The sequence below is a fragment of the Myxacorys chilensis genome, from assembly GCF_059505265.1.
The window spans coordinates 1-13,969 of the sequence record NZ_JCACKG010000093.1; the positions used below are offsets into that span (position 1 = coordinate 1).

General features: G+C 45.3%; 15 protein-coding genes. 2 read left to right on the forward strand and 13 right to left on the reverse strand.

The annotated features are described in order from the left end of the window. The first annotated feature begins 117 nt into the window (after positions 1 to 117). Both AC5JLB_RS05915 and AC5JLB_RS05920 read left to right on the forward strand, forming a co-directional pair. The gene (locus AC5JLB_RS05915) at positions 118 to 2,472 is read left to right on the forward strand and encodes a P-loop NTPase fold protein (protein WP_495872921.1); all 2,355 of its coding nucleotides are present in this window, start codon (positions 118 to 120) and stop codon (positions 2,470 to 2,472) included. Between the two features lie 444 nt (positions 2,473 to 2,916). Then, positions 2,917 to 4,365: an IS1182 family transposase gene (locus AC5JLB_RS05920; RefSeq protein ID WP_495872922.1), complete on the forward strand. Its 1,449-nt coding sequence runs from the start codon at positions 2,917 to 2,919 to the stop codon at positions 4,363 to 4,365. 242 nt (positions 4,366 to 4,607) lie between these two features. Here the strand turns inward: AC5JLB_RS05920 and AC5JLB_RS05925 are convergent, their stop codons facing one another. From AC5JLB_RS05925 to AC5JLB_RS05985, 13 genes are all read right to left on the reverse strand, one after another. Then, the gene (locus tag AC5JLB_RS05925; protein ID WP_495872923.1) at positions 4,608 to 4,856 is read right to left on the reverse strand and encodes a hypothetical protein; all 249 of its coding nucleotides are present in this window, start codon (positions 4,854 to 4,856) and stop codon (positions 4,608 to 4,610) included. After that, complete coding sequence (locus tag AC5JLB_RS05930; RefSeq protein WP_495872924.1) at positions 4,853 to 5,182, reverse strand: hypothetical protein; 330 nt, start codon at positions 5,180 to 5,182, stop codon at positions 4,853 to 4,855. Before AC5JLB_RS05930 ends, AC5JLB_RS05925 begins: the two co-directional genes overlap by 4 nt. Next, positions 5,169 to 5,315 carry a hypothetical protein gene (locus AC5JLB_RS05935; protein ID WP_495872925.1) on the reverse strand — a complete coding sequence of 49 codons (147 nt, stop codon included), beginning with the start codon at positions 5,313 to 5,315 and terminating at the stop codon, positions 5,169 to 5,171. The genes AC5JLB_RS05930 and AC5JLB_RS05935 overlap by 14 nt, the downstream gene beginning before the upstream one ends. Further along, positions 5,312 to 5,638: a hypothetical protein gene (locus tag AC5JLB_RS05940; RefSeq protein WP_495872926.1), complete on the reverse strand. Its 327-nt coding sequence runs from the start codon at positions 5,636 to 5,638 to the stop codon at positions 5,312 to 5,314. The genes AC5JLB_RS05935 and AC5JLB_RS05940 overlap by 4 nt, the downstream gene beginning before the upstream one ends. A 13-nt stretch (positions 5,639 to 5,651) precedes the next feature. Beyond that, complete coding sequence (locus AC5JLB_RS05945; RefSeq protein WP_495872927.1) at positions 5,652 to 6,395, reverse strand: hypothetical protein; 744 nt, start codon at positions 6,393 to 6,395, stop codon at positions 5,652 to 5,654. A gap of 1 nt (position 6,396) precedes the next feature. Then, the gene (locus AC5JLB_RS05950; RefSeq protein ID WP_495872928.1) at positions 6,397 to 6,951 is read right to left on the reverse strand and encodes a hypothetical protein; all 555 of its coding nucleotides are present in this window, start codon (positions 6,949 to 6,951) and stop codon (positions 6,397 to 6,399) included. Between the two features lie 86 nt (positions 6,952 to 7,037). Next, the gene (locus AC5JLB_RS05955; RefSeq protein ID WP_495872929.1) at positions 7,038 to 7,265 is read right to left on the reverse strand and encodes a hypothetical protein; all 228 of its coding nucleotides are present in this window, start codon (positions 7,263 to 7,265) and stop codon (positions 7,038 to 7,040) included. 13 nt (positions 7,266 to 7,278) lie between these two features. Then, positions 7,279 to 7,878, reverse strand: coding sequence for a hypothetical protein (locus AC5JLB_RS05960; protein ID WP_495872930.1), 600 nt, complete (start codon positions 7,876 to 7,878; stop codon positions 7,279 to 7,281). 178 nt (positions 7,879 to 8,056) lie between these two features. Next, on the reverse strand, positions 8,057 to 9,541 hold the full coding sequence (locus AC5JLB_RS05965) for a hypothetical protein (RefSeq protein WP_495872931.1): 1,485 nt from the start codon (positions 9,539 to 9,541) through the stop codon (positions 8,057 to 8,059). Positions 9,542 to 9,611: 70 nt separating this feature from the next. Further along, positions 9,612 to 12,179 carry a hypothetical protein gene (locus AC5JLB_RS05970; protein ID WP_495872932.1) on the reverse strand — a complete coding sequence of 856 codons (2,568 nt, stop codon included), beginning with the start codon at positions 12,177 to 12,179 and terminating at the stop codon, positions 9,612 to 9,614. A 30-nt stretch (positions 12,180 to 12,209) separates the two neighbouring features. Next, positions 12,210 to 12,968 carry a hypothetical protein gene (locus AC5JLB_RS05975; protein ID WP_495872933.1) on the reverse strand — a complete coding sequence of 253 codons (759 nt, stop codon included), beginning with the start codon at positions 12,966 to 12,968 and terminating at the stop codon, positions 12,210 to 12,212. Positions 12,969 to 12,970: 2 nt separating this feature from the next. Continuing rightward, on the reverse strand, positions 12,971 to 13,333 hold the full coding sequence (locus AC5JLB_RS05980; RefSeq protein WP_495872934.1) for a hypothetical protein: 363 nt from the start codon (positions 13,331 to 13,333) through the stop codon (positions 12,971 to 12,973). Between the two features lie 292 nt (positions 13,334 to 13,625). After that, on the reverse strand, positions 13,626 to 13,969 hold a 344-nt coding region (locus AC5JLB_RS05985), incomplete at its 5' end, for a hypothetical protein (RefSeq protein ID WP_495872935.1).

Genomic DNA, 13,969 nt, shown 5'->3' on the forward strand with positions numbered 1-13,969 from the left:
GAACAGCTATTTCTAGGACGTCCCATTTCCCTGAATCTTCAGCCTGAGTAGTTACAAAATTTCAATCGCACAGCGGAAGGAGTTGAACTCCAGGATAAACTAGCTGAAGAGAAGAGGGTGAGAGAGGAGGGCGTTAAGCGTATTTCGACGCTAGAACAGGAAATTAATCAGAAGAAGAATGAGTGGAAAGTACAGCATAAAATTAATGAAGATTTTCGAGAAGAGCTTTCCCAAGAAACTAAAAAACGCGGGCTTTTCGAAATTTATCAAAAAAACAAAAAACAAAAGCAGGAAAATAATAAGCTCAGAACTTTAGAGGAAGAGCAATTAAATCTTCAGAGTCGTTTAATAGAAGATAGGGCTTCTGTTGCAAGGAGTATTGTATTAAACAAAAGAGAAATTGAGCAATTACGCTACTTAGCTCAAAAATCATATCCGCAATTAGAACAAACGAAGAAGGCAGCAGACAAAGCGGTTAAGAAAGCTGAAGCTTTTCTTCGGACGAAGCTTCAAGAGCGACTTACTCTTGTTGCTAACAAAGAATTGCAAGGGTTGAAAGCTCCAGACAATGAAGAGCTGCCACCCTGGTTTTCTGCGTGGGGAATTACAGAAGTTTTTGCTTCAAATTATGCAGTTGAGACAACACCTAGGAAGAGATTAGCGCGTCTTTTGGAGGAGATGCCCGGTGGTAGCATCGGAATTACTGGACCTAGAGGAGCTGGCAAGAGCACATTGATGCGGTCATTTTGTGGAACAAGTTCTCCTAGCGAGTTGAAAGAACGCAGTATTGCTTCCACAATGCTTTCAGCTCCTGTAAAGTATGAAACACGCGATTTTGTTCTTCATATTTTCTCATCAATTTGCAACTTGGTGCTTGCAGATTACGCTCACGAAACAAATAGTATTAACAAGTCAGAGAGAACTGAAGCCAACTCTGAAGAGGACAAATTTGATAGAAAGCCTGAAGAAATAACTTCGTCTTTGAGTAGTAATCTTAGCAGGAATATAAATCAGTTACTCGGGCGACGGGCCTTACTTGTAGTCAAGCTCTTAGGCACGATCTTAGTAATATCAAGCTTTCAACTTGCTTATACTTCTACATTTAGATTACCTCAATATGACAAAGCAGTTCCTGAAACAGCAGCATTAAATTCTCCTCAGCCTGAGCCTTCACCTCAGAACGCCAACGAAAGACCTCTAAACGTTGATTCTCTTCAGAAGACTATGCCACCAGATATAGCGTTACTCAAGTATTTTACGGCATTAGGAATTACACCAAGTTCTGCGTTTCTGGGAGGAATCATTCTATTAATTTTAGAGCTTTTATCTTTACCTTCACTGGCAAAGGATTATTTATATAGATCAAAGGTTTATTCATATAGATCAGATGACTCTGAATTAAGCTCGTCCAAATCAAGGTTAATCGAAGAAGCGAAATCATACTTGAAAAGTATTAAATTTCAGCAAAGCTATACATCGGGTTGGGCAGGATCGCTAAAGCTTCCCATTCTATTAGACACGTCAGTCAATCAAGCAACTACGCTCTCAAAGCTGCAAATGACATTCCCTGAAATCATTCATGAATATAAGAAATTTGTTCAAAGTTTTCTAGATATTACAAAAGGTTCACTAATCATTGGAATTGATGAGTTAGATAAGTTAGATGCTGACAAAGTTCAAATTTTTCTGAACGACATTAAAGCACTTTTTGGAATAGAAAATTGCTTTTACTTAATTTCCGTTTCAGAAGATGCGATGAGCAGTTTTGAGCGTAGAGGCATCCCTTTTCGCGATGCATTCGATAGCACATTTGATACGATTATTCATATAGATTACCTTACTCTTGATGAAGCCAGAAATCTCATTGATCGACGGGTACTTGGGCTACCTCGATTGATGTTCTACTTCATCTACTGCTTCTCAAGTGGATTAGCTAGAGACTTAATTCGCTCATGCCGTAGTTTATTGGAAGAAGTTGATTTTGATCGTCCAGAGTCCTTCCAAAAGATTTCTGCTCCAGAGCTTTATGAAAAGGCAATTTCTAGAGATATTGAAGCAAAGTTGCGTTCAATTTATATTGAAGCGAAAAAAGTGACTGTAGAATCTTCTGCGAGCGATTTCCTAGAAGCAACTCGTCAGCTAGAGCAGCTTATTATGACGGGTTTATCATCAAAGGCTTTATTAGAGGTTTGTCAAAAATTAAGCTATGAACCTACAATGAATAACTTTAACTCCAGTGCTAGTTTGGAAAACTTAAGGATTGATCTAACAGCTTACTTATACTACATGGCAACTTTATTTGAAATCTTTGTGGAGAGGAGTTGCTCTAAAATACTGAATGGCTCAACTAAATCACTTGCTTACTTGAGTAACTTAACAAAAGCTCGACAATTCTTCACCGTGAACCCAAAATTCGCTTGTTTGCTAATCTCCGATTTTCGACAAACCCAACGCTTAGAGATTGACTTATAGTCCTCTTCCAACTGAAATTTGTCCAAATGTTAAACGAATTGCAGTTGGAAGAGCCAGCTACCAATTGGGTTAGTGGAGCGACGGAACCCGACAGCGTCCGTTACTCAGAGCCGCCCTACTTAAAAATTCTAATCTCAATATAGATTTTTATGAAGGTGGCATGGCCGTTGTCGACGGGTTGTAAACCATACTGTCCAAAGTACAAGCAAACTAACAAATCGATGGAGCGGCGAGCTAAGAGGCTTTGGCTTCGTTTCAGGTTTATCTGTCGCCGATCAACAGCAATGCTATCAAGTTATTTTCTCAGTTTTTAGTCTTCTGCCATAATCGCAGCGCCAACCTCATACAGAACCCTTGCCCTTCTGCGGGGTACAGACTGTGTGAAAACTCGAGAGGAAGTACAGATGAGCTACCCTGAGAAAGTGTTTCTAATCCACCAATGAGATGCCTCATATCCAAGGGCGAGATCGGCACAGCGAAGTGCAGTTTCCGCCTACATTAGATGACTATATTGACGCTGAAAACCCGGTGCGGTTTATCGACGCATTCGTGGACCAACTGGACTTGGCAGCATTAGGATTCGTGCGAGTGGCGGCGGCAGTGGAAGGACGACCTGGCTATCATCCGGGTGATCTTCTCAAGCTCTACCTGTACGGCTACCTCAATCGCATCCGCTCGAGTCGAGGCTTGGAGCGTGAGACCCATCGGAATGTGGAACTGATGTGGTTGCTCAAACAATTGCGTCCAGACCACAAGACAATTGCAGATTTCCGCAAAGTTCACAGCGATGCACTGCGAGGAGTGTGTCGGCAGTTCACGCAACTGTGCAAAGAATTGGAGTTGTTTGGCGGTGAGTTGGTTGCAATTGATGGCAGCAAATTTCTCGCAGTGAACAGTCGGCGACGCAACTTCACTGTGGACAAGCTCCAGAAGATCCTCAAGGAGGTCGATGAGCAGATCGAGGGCTACCTGAGTGAGCTAGAGCAACAGGACGCAGCAGTCCCCGCTCTTGAGCAGAGCGAGCGCCTTCAGCGCAAACTAGAACGGCTCCACGAGCGCAAAGCCAAGCACGAAGCACTGCAAGCGCAGATGACCGAGTTGGGACAGACACAACTCTCGCTCACTGACGCAGACAGTCGCCGCATGGTGGATGGACCCCACGCATCGATCTGCTACAACGTGCAAACAGCGGTTGATGCAAAGCACAAGTTGATTGTGGCGCATGAAGTCACGAATGAGGTGAGTGATCAATTGTGGCTTGCAGCCATGGCATTGCAAGCTCAGGAGGTGATGGACGTTGAGGAAATCGAAGCCGTCGCCGACCGGGGCTACTATGACAGCCAGAATGTGAAGCAATGCGTCGATGCTGGGATCACCCCTTATGTTTCAAAGCCTCCGACCTCGAAGAACGGACCGCTCGGACGCTTTACCAAAGAAGCCTTTACTTATGATGGAGAACTGGATGTCTACCGCTGTCCAGCAGGCGAAAGATTGACATTTCGATTCGAGGCAACGCAAAAAGGACGGATGATGCGCAACTATGAATTGCCTTCTCGGGTCTGTCGCAATTGTGAGCTGAAGATGCAGTGTACAGATGCGGCTCGTGGGCGCAGGATTAGGCGTTGGGAGGATGAGTCCTTATTGGAGGAGATGCGAGATCGAGTCAAGGCAAATCCGCAGCGAATGAAGCAGCGTCGAGAGATAGTCGAGCATCCGTTTGGGACGTTGAAGTGCGGGATGAATCAGGGGTACTTCTTGTGTCGTGGACTGACGAAAGTCAGGGGCGAGATGAGTTTATCGATTCTGAGTTACAACTTGAAGCGAGTTTTCAACATTTTGGGAACTGAAGCGATGATAGCTGGATTAACAGTAAAGAAAACGGTAAAGGAGTAAGATTTCCATTGTAAATCTCCTGATCTTGAACCGCTAGAAATAATTGGCGATGATAGGGAAATGCAATCGGTTCTCATCGAGAGAAGAATAATTCCGATTAGAGCAGCCTTCTGAGTTTTTACACAGTCTGGGGTACGCAGAAGTCCAACTTAAAAGCCGCATTCTCTCGTCAAGATGCCCCCTGATGACGAACGAGAGAATGCGGCTTCTGAACTATCACCTTTCGGTTATATAGTCCAAATCTAGTCCACCTCAAAATTGTGGCTAATATCTACTAAATTTGAGCCTTCAGAGGAAATTACACCTTTAGGGGCAGTCTCTATGGCTCCGGCGCTGGCATCCCCCACGATCGCCACATTGCGCCCAATCTCTAGCGCAATCTGTTGCAAGGCGATCGCCGTTGAATGCTTATTCATCATCCCCGCTTCGTGCAGCCAGAGCCGCACTATGCCTTGAGTCGTTTGAACTTCAGAATCTAATTGCTGGCTCATCGTCTTTTCTCAAACGCGGTTGTTTTCGCTAAGAAGTCCTCTAAGTCTTCGACTCGGTGATCTGTTTCAGTTTGCTCGTTAAGCTGGCGCGTTCTGAGGTGCTGAAGTGCCTCTTTCACATTGTTGAACCCTAGAACAATACAGTCATTCATGCGACCGAGCTTCTCATCTCCCAATTGCCCATTATGCTGAACAACGAGATTCAACTCTCGTAGGTCAGTTTTCATTGCCGCAACGGTGGTCGAGGCTTTCCAGACAAACGCCATGATACCGAAGCAAAACGAGAGCACGCTGATCAAGATTCCGATCACTTCAGGTTTTAGCATCAGATTGAGCCTCCAGTTCACCTAAAAAGGTTCGCAATGCCGCCGCGATCGCTTCTCGGCTGCTCAGTTGCCCGATCGCAATTTGGAAGGCGATGAAGGCGATCTGCTGCTTCAGTTGACGAGTAATTTTCATGATTGCATTCTCCATTTATCCGCCGCGTCACCAATAAACATTAGTGTAGGTAAGGCCGCATTCAGTGCTGCGATTAACTCTTCTTTCGTGCCAAATATCGCGTGATACTGCGGCAAGTTCTCCCACTGCTCAGCCAGTAGCGCTACATCGTTAGGCGTCACCTGCAAGGGTTCAGAATCCCTTGTCACGTGTTCCATGCCATCGCTCGATTGAACAACCGTAGAACGCCAAATTTCAGCTAGTGTTGACCCCTTGACGATGATTTCCTCTGTACGTCTTAGCGTACTGCGAGTGATGGTGACTCCTTGGGACGTGTAAAACATGTGATTTTGTCTCTTAAGCTGTCGTGTTGTTCGTGAAGTAACCCTGATTGCCTAACTTAGTTAGCAGATCGCCTAGTGCTATATTTCCGCCTCTAGAACCTGTAATACTTGCTTTACCTCCAGGGGTAGCGCCTCTCATCCCTAACGCACCACTTGTAGAGCCTACTGTTATCGCGCCATCAAAAGCGACTCTCAACCCTATAACCCCGGCTGCTGATTTGACTTGTAGTAAATCTGTTGTTGCGCCTGCGTCAGGTTGAATGACTAGCGTTTTACGAGTATTGCTAGCTATAGCGGTATTTAACGAGTTGATTTGAGCTTGCAAGTTATCGATCAACTCAAATAAGACTTGCCCTAGTTCCTCTAAATCTGAAACCGTCGCAAAGCTGCTATGAGCGTATGTTGATAGATGCTGAGATAACAGATTGCTAGCTACTCCAGAATCCTCTTTACTGCTTACGCTTTGTTGAACACTCCATAGCGACTGACTTAAGGTAACAAGACTCTGATTCGTAGAGGCGATGCTAGAAGCATTGGCAGAGATTTGTTGATCAATCGAGTCTAACCTTTCATCAATAACCGACTGCAACGCTACCCATTCAATCGAGCCGTTGTCATCGGCAAATCTAAGTGATTGACCTGTAAGCGGCTTACTAGCGGGAAATTTAAGGTTATAGTTCTCAGCTAAACCTCTAACAAATAACTGAACAAATTTATCACCCTTGTCCAGTAACCGCAGAATTAGAAATCTACTCATTTCACTTATAGATCACGACCTTATAGAATCCCTCTAGCGGCTCTAGTGGGCTGAAATCAAAAATAAGATTGCTGTCATCTGCAATGGTGACATCTGCGACTTCAAAATGGCGCTTATTGCTGTCCCAGACATCGTAAGACACGAATTCTTCTTGTAGGTCGTGAGTCGCAATGAACAAGCCATTCTCTAGCTGATCTTGGGTTACTGTAAACACTCGCTTGTTTCTGTTCAAGTCGTAACCCTCTAGATAGTCGATCGCGATCGTCCAGTTGATTTTGTAATGCCTAGACCGCCTCACCGCAATGCTAGAAGAATAAAGCCAATTAGGAGATTCACCCAGGTCTAGAATTAACGTCTCTTTGTCACTAAAAAAGTGACGCAGGTAGAAAATTTCTTTAACGCCTGCATTCTCTCTGCTTCTAGCAATCCATCCTTTTGAAACAAAGGGAGTGGGACTGGTTGACAGATTCCTGATTCTAATAACCTGAGCGTCTACGGGTAAGGTGTACTGCCAGTCTCTAGTAATAATGCCTTCAAAAAGTGTTGTCCAACCCATGCTTTTTACTGCTGACTTTACCGTTACCCGTCATGCTTGTTAAGCGAGAAAACAACATTACGTTACTTCATCGTGTTATTTTCCCGCTAATTAAAGCACGTCCCCACAACGACAGGTAATTCAAGGATTGACTGCCTTTCTTCGTATTCCCCACCTTCTAGGTATTCCTCCAATTCGTCTTCATTTACCGAGCGTGGCAATCCATCCGTACCGATAACGCATACAGGAGAAACGTTACCGTAAAGGATGTCCCAAGCTCTAATTAAAGTTTGCTCAAATTCAAAGGAACCAGGAAGGAGGAGAATAGAATCCATTGGTCAAACCTTGTTACTGGACGAGTTGCTTACCTGCGTTGATGATCGTCCAACCTGCGGGTAGTCCTGTCCCTACAGCATCGTCATCCACAAACGTAGAATAGGATTCTTCGCGCTGTTCAGCACCATCACCGATGGTAATAAGCTTCCGTGCGCGTTGAGGTCGTGGGAAGTTTGTTCCCGTGACGTAATCCTTCTCGGTCGCGACGCAGTCTTGGATACCTAAATTAGCTCGATCCGCGCCAATTGCGGTATAGGTAGCAAGCGGCATTTTCCACGCATATTTGATAGTGTCCACTTCAACAAAAACCGCTTTGCTCCTGGTGCTAGAGCGTTGCGGCTTGATGAATGGCGAGCTGAGATTCCATTTTGCAGCCAACAAGGTCGCTCTCTGCTCAATTGAGTAGTAAGAATTGGTTCCACCCTTGGAAGCTCTACCAGGTTTCGGTGTGTTTGCACCAAAGACCAATTTTGCCGTCCCTCCTACTGCCGCAGCTTGGCCTAGAGCTGTACGCGCCGCCGCCTCAGTATTCGTCAAGAACCCATATTTGATTGTTGCACCCGTGAACGGAGTCACCATGACCCGATCGCGAGACTTGCGCGGATTGCCCATCTGAAATGACCTCTCTAAAGAACCAGCAAGAATCGTAAATCTACGTCTACCTTGCCCAGTAGAATTAAATTTGCAACACCATACAGGGAAAGGTTTCTGCCCGTTTCTGCATATATAACCCTATGGGTTATGAGTTCTCAAAGTAGTTCCAAGTTGACTTGAAGATTGAAATATCGGTCTACTTCAAAACTGGACTTTCGGGAGGTTCTGAGTCGTGATACATTTCTAACTTCTGCGTAAAATTAGCGTATCCCTTCCCTTCTAGGTCTACATAATCGGGGTCAGTACCGTCCGTCTGTCGAGTCAGTAGAGTGGCATAAGCGGGAAAGACTCTAATCGTGTCTTTCTTTAACTTAATATTTCTGTCCTTCTCTTCGGTTATGGACAGCGTTAGGATTTCCGTGGTCGATAGCGTCAGCAGTTTTCTGAGGGTGCTTTCAGCTTCACTCGGACTCGCGCCATAGACGGCCATCTGACGCCCGTTCTTGAGGTTCGCCGTGCAGCGATACTTGCCCCATTCAAACGGCGTCATGGCCAGCTTGATTTGCTCCCATGTCAAGCCTATTTTGACATCTGGAATGTTGTAATTGACCGTCTTGATCAGATTCCCCTCGGCACTCCGATAAGGGGGTTTCTCCTTCCCTCTGAACGTAACCGATAGTTTACGGACGTAAGGATTCGCCTTGACGTAATCGATCAGGGGATACCCTACAAACTGTCCAATTTCACGATTACGAACTAGTTTGCTGGTTCCAAGAATATTCGTAGCGATCGGTTTGAGTTCACTGGCTCTACCACGCAGGACGATAGATTCATCGTCGTTTCGCTGGTCCGGCTGGAGTTCTATCAGCTTCTCTTTCCCGTGGTGCGCCGCCGTCGCCAATTTACTCGCCTTGAATGCCTCCTCAATGCCAAACGTAACGACATATAGCGCTTCAAATACAGAATCCTCTACTCCTTCTTTTAGTCCCGTTAGAAAAGCCTTTAGAGTCGCATCAGGGACGCTCTCAATTTTCTTTTCGATTTGATCGCTAATAATCCAGGGTTCTTTGTACTCGTTGATTGGTTTTGCCCCAAATAGCCTTAAACGCCTCATGGTCAGCATCGCCTGAATCATCGCACTCTCACCCGCTTTCGTCACAGCCGTGTTCACGAGTCCTAGCAGTTTAGAGCGCAGCTCCTCTCCTCCCTCTTCTGCCAATTTGAGTAGAACGTGTCCGGCGATAATTGGGAACTTGAAGGTCGCAGCTCCGGCGATCGCGATCGCCCCTAACCAGACCGCGCCACTGCCCACTAATTCACCGAGCGACGTGACGACCGCTAGGCCGTTTTGCTTGATTTGGTTTTGCAGCATGGCGTCCGTTTGCGCCCAGTCGTAGGTGTAGATCGTCAAAATCGCAGAAATAAACCATTGACTTAACTTGCTAAGCGCCCAACCTCCGATACTGACGATCGCGCTGAGAGCAAACCCTAGCAGTTTTTTCCCCGCGTTAAACAGGAAATCTAAAACTCCTCCTTCCCCGGCTCCTCCACCCGTGGACAAGTCCCCATCCTGCTCACGAGTCAACGCGCCATAGATATCGATCAGTTTTTCGCCGGCGAGATCTTTCGCCACTTTACTGAACAGTTGAGATCGCGTGAGCGTGAGTAGTCCTGTCTCCATAACGCCTTTACTTTCTTTCTGTGAAACAACGTGAGGCTAGTGTTCCACTGACTGATCCATTGGATGACACTTAACCGTCCGCTTGATCGCTGGGTTTAAGGTAGCTTGTTTTGTCCCGAGCTTTAGTCGTGGCGTCTCCTGGGTTTTTCAGTCCTGCCGGTGTTTCGTTCAGGTACTGAATGAACTTATCCCAGTCCTCATCGCTTTCCGCTATCTCGTCCTTAATTTTGTCACCGTCTAGCTTTCCGGCGAGTGCCTTTTTGGTCACGGCGGCACGGGTCATGCCGGCAACAATCAGCAACTGATTGAGCTTAGAAATGATGTCGTTGTCGTCCGGCTCTTTTAGGACAATCGATTGGATGTCTACCTCTGATTTCTCCAGAAACCCCTTCACCGACTTGCTACGCGGGTCGATTGGGATCTGTAGTTTTTTGCTGCTAGTCTCAAACTTGAACCCTAAGAAGTCGCTGATTGCCCGGAGGTAGTCTACGGCTAAGCTGATTTGCGCTTTATTCTGTACGGTTTCACCGACATTTTTGATCGCCACTTCTGAGATTAGGTCGGTATCGCTATCCAGCGAGAGGAGTAAGCCTACAATTTCGCTGACAGCTTCTGACAAATTCTCAATCTCGATCAACTTCTCTGTGCCTGTAGCATCCTTGTATTTGATATTCAAGGGGTAGTAGCCTAACGCGCTGTCAATCTGCCTAAACTGCCAGTTTTGATAGTCTACTAACGTGTAGATTTTTTCTACCTCTTCTACCTCATTAGCCTTGAGATGAATCTTTTTAGGCATTGATGCCGGTAAGCGATGAAATCCCGCTCTAGCAAATGATGGTGTTTGTAGTGCGTTGACATACCCTAGCAAGTTTCCGACTTGAAAGGTTGCTACGTCATTACCTACATAGTGTGTTGCTGTTACCTCCTTAATTTTGGCTTCTGGGTTGATTGACATATTAGGTGTATCGCTATCGCCACTAAACCAAGTAGCACCTCCTAAAATGTTGAACGATCTAAGGTTAGTCTTTCTAACCTCTACCAGTGATTCAAAAATCTGTCTCAATAGTGCTTTTAACCCCTCTAGGTCTTGAGTGTAATCTTTAGGCACTATTTGATCGGGTAGTTGATTTACTTGACTTCCTAGAACGCTTACATCGTTGTCTAGGTCAAGTAACTCTCTTAGTAGGTTTCCTAGTCCATCTAAAACATTCTCGTTCCCAATATGAAACTCTAAGCAGCACTTATCCTGTTTTGTTGAGATTGTCTTAAGTGTTGGAGGAATACCCGCTAGCGGTTGCAGTAGCGTATTGATGTTTGTTAGTGACTGAAGGATACCGCTAATGTCGATTCTTTGAATCGCTTTGACATCCGCCTTAAGTGCTGTTAACTCATTCGCTATTGCGCTAGTCCTTTGATTTATGTTTAGGTTCGTTGTTTGGCTCCCAGACTGAATCAAGCTATTGATTTCTGAAAGTCTGGATTCAATTCTAGACAGTTGACTAGTGACTGCTGACAAGTCAACCTTTGATGTACCGCTAGCAGAGGTAGGAATCTTGTTGACTTGACCCTGTATAGAGGTTAATTGACTTTGTAGCGGTGAGAGATCGACTTTAGGGCTAGTGGCAGAGAGCTTACTGATTTGGCTCTGAATAGAGCTTAATTGACTCGTTACAGAGGATAGATCAACCTTTCCACTACCGCTAGGTGGCAATTTATCTAGCTGTGAAGAGATAACCCCTAGCTTACTTTCAATGCTGCTTAAATCGGCTTTACCGTTGCCACTGCTACCCGTTCCTAAGTTCTTCAGTTGTCCTTCGATTGCGCTCAATCTGATGTCTAGCGCTGTGTAATTGAACTGTCTAAGCAGTTCACTGTTTTTAGCGGTAGCGCGGTTTAGGTTCTCTATTTTATCGTTGAGAACCTTGAGTAATTCGTAGGACGCTTTATTGTCTCTACCTTGCTGTTTTAGTTCAATTAACTGAGTTTTTTGACTCTCAATCGCCTTAAAGATTTCGTTAGCTGACAGTAAATCAAAGAGTAGACCAATTAGCGGTAGCACTTTCAGGAGTGTGCTAGCTATCTTGCCAAATACTCGTACCGCAGGTAAAACCTCATTTGCTATCTTGCCAACATCTTTACCAGTAGTTACGGCTACGTCTACGGTCGTTTCAACGCCTCTAATAATCTTTTTCGAGTTAGAGGCTATATCACGTAGATATTGCAATGCAGATTCTAGCGTTCTATTTAGCGGTCTGAACCAACTCGATAAGGTTCTATCTACTTGCTTGAATCCGCTTCTAGCTAACTCCGATAGAGGCTTAAATACTTTACCGTTTAGCTCAACAGAAATAGGCTTGAGAATCGACTTCTCGAATGTACCAACAATTGGGTTAACAAGGTACTTCTTAAAAAAGCTCTCTGGCTTTTTTATAAATTCTTTTACCTTTTGATCGTTAACGACGTCTGTTACTGGTTTGATTTGCTTTTCTAGGTTTTTCCTAATTACATCTAGGTTGTCACCTACGCCACTTTTTTTGTATAGCTCCTCAAAGGCTTTTTTAGTCTCATCAAATTCCTGAGTCAGACCGTTTCTCAGTCCATCTGATAGCTCTTGAAGTGTTAGCTTACCATCGCTCATTCTGTTGCCTCATTCTTAATAGTGTTAGCTCTATTGAGCTTCATTGCAAATGCAAGCAAACCGTTTTTTATCATTCGAGTAAACTTGCAGACACTTATTAGGGCATCGGTCGCAATCAACATAGATCCCAGTAGGCTCACTAACAAAAGTTTGCTTAAACACTTCCTCAAAAGCATCCGCTACAGTCCCCTCTACAATTAGTTCCCAAGCTTGTGATCCGGTACTACCGCTAAGTGGTATTTGATTTCCTAGGGAGTCAATAACGTAGATATCCAAAATTTCTACTTCACCGTAGGTTCCTCCTCTAGGTAAAGGTTGACTATACGTTTGAATTAACCCCTCTTCATATTGATAGGGGATATCAACTTGCTCATACTGCTCTGTGGTCTCGTTGTAGACATATTCATAATTCATGCCGTCTACGGTGATAGTCCAAATGTAAACATCCGTTCCCTCTGGTGACGTGCGCTCAAACACTTCTCGCAGGTTGCTTGGAGCGCCGTATACATATCGCGTTTGCTCTAAGGTGTTGCCGTCAAGGTCTGTGTAGAGTGTGATGGGAGTAGGAATACCGTTAACAATGTGATAGTCAACAATAGAGTAAACGAAGTGCAATTCGTAGTACTCGTACACGTTTAGTTCTCCTCCCTGACCAGGAGGATTTTTGTAAATCTTGATTGGTGTAAAGGTTGTTTTGCAGCTAGTGGGTGAACCTGGAACTTGTTCATCCCAGGTTATTAATGCCGCGTCCTTACCCTTACAGCCTTCGTAGATTAGCTGTTTAGGCATTTTTAGATGACGCTATCGGGATCAAATTCACTAGCGGTCGTATCAGCAGTGTAGATCGTTACGTCGTAGTTGTATCCAATTTTGACACCAGTTCCACGCGTGACGAACGACTTTCTAGGCGCTCCTACTTCAATTCCTGATTCTTCCTCTGTGTCAGCTAGGGTAAACACTCGCACCATTTTAAGGATGGCCCCAAAGACCTTATCTGGGTCGCTCATAGACGCTGGATCGTCCAATCCAGCAGCAGCTAAAGAGGCGAAGGGAATCACGAGGGCCGGTTCGCCTGCACTTGCTGTGATCGATTCCGTCGCGGTGATTATACCGGCTGTTGTGCCGAAATAGCTCTGAATGGTGGGCTGTGTCATAGGTGGGGCTGAGAACTACCGAGAAATGGATGTATCAAGAGTAGCCTCACTCTAAGAAACTGAATCACTTCGTTGCTGACTCACATTCCCGTAGTCGATCGCGCCGCAAATCTCAAAGCGCTTTATCGCAGCACCATTTCAGTAATTTTTTGAGTGCTGTGGAGGATATCAACTTTGACAACTCGCAAGGACTTGAGCGAGCAATGGTCCCAAATCTTTCTAAGTCATGAATCGGTTGACTCAGAGAGACGGTCTCTGTTCGTGCAGAAGCGCCAGGAAAGAGAAATGGAGACTACCGCCACTCCTCACACACCTCTCGCATCGCTCTAACTATTTCTTCTAGAGCCGCCTTGCCGCCTAGAGCAGAAATGAAAAGAACTAGCTCTGGCAGGCTGCGTATCAATTCATTACGACCCAAGGCGGAAAGGATGTGTAAGACCTCAGACCAGAATTGTGGGGTAGTCGCGATAAATGTAAGTTTCTGCGCTAAACCTTGAAAAGCTGTCGCTTTATGATAGGGATCTCGAATTTCTGCTGCACACTCTAGCGCGTCAGGCAGCAGCGCTTGGGGCAGGTGCGGCACTAAGGCACGCAAGGCCTCTGCTCGAGAATACTCAAACTCAATCTGGCGCGTCA

What these genes read in the sequence shown, in the direction of transcription:
- AC5JLB_RS05920 (WP_495872922.1), top strand. Translation starts at nt 2,917, where the DNA reads ATGCCTCATATCCAAGGGCGAGATCGGCACAGCGAAGTGCAGTTTCCG.
- AC5JLB_RS05925 (WP_495872923.1), bottom strand. Translation starts at nt 4,856, where the DNA reads ATGAGCCAGCAATTAGATTCTGAAGTTCAAACGACTCAAGGCATAGTG.
- AC5JLB_RS05930 (WP_495872924.1), bottom strand. Translation starts at nt 5,182, where the DNA reads ATGCTAAAACCTGAAGTGATCGGAATCTTGATCAGCGTGCTCTCGTTT.
- AC5JLB_RS05935 (WP_495872925.1), bottom strand. Translation starts at nt 5,315, where the DNA reads ATGAAAATTACTCGTCAACTGAAGCAGCAGATCGCCTTCATCGCCTTC.
- AC5JLB_RS05940 (WP_495872926.1), bottom strand. Translation starts at nt 5,638, where the DNA reads ATGTTTTACACGTCCCAAGGAGTCACCATCACTCGCAGTACGCTAAGA.
- AC5JLB_RS05945 (WP_495872927.1), bottom strand. Translation starts at nt 6,395, where the DNA reads ATGAGTAGATTTCTAATTCTGCGGTTACTGGACAAGGGTGATAAATTT.
- AC5JLB_RS05950 (WP_495872928.1), bottom strand. Translation starts at nt 6,951, where the DNA reads ATGGGTTGGACAACACTTTTTGAAGGCATTATTACTAGAGACTGGCAG.
- AC5JLB_RS05955 (WP_495872929.1), bottom strand. Translation starts at nt 7,265, where the DNA reads ATGGATTCTATTCTCCTCCTTCCTGGTTCCTTTGAATTTGAGCAAACT.
- AC5JLB_RS05960 (WP_495872930.1), bottom strand. Translation starts at nt 7,878, where the DNA reads ATGGGCAATCCGCGCAAGTCTCGCGATCGGGTCATGGTGACTCCGTTC.
- AC5JLB_RS05965 (WP_495872931.1), bottom strand. Translation starts at nt 9,541, where the DNA reads ATGGAGACAGGACTACTCACGCTCACGCGATCTCAACTGTTCAGTAAA.
- AC5JLB_RS05970 (WP_495872932.1), bottom strand. Translation starts at nt 12,179, where the DNA reads ATGAGCGATGGTAAGCTAACACTTCAAGAGCTATCAGATGGACTGAGA.
- AC5JLB_RS05975 (WP_495872933.1), bottom strand. Translation starts at nt 12,968, where the DNA reads ATGCCTAAACAGCTAATCTACGAAGGCTGTAAGGGTAAGGACGCGGCA.
- AC5JLB_RS05980 (WP_495872934.1), bottom strand. Translation starts at nt 13,333, where the DNA reads ATGACACAGCCCACCATTCAGAGCTATTTCGGCACAACAGCCGGTATA.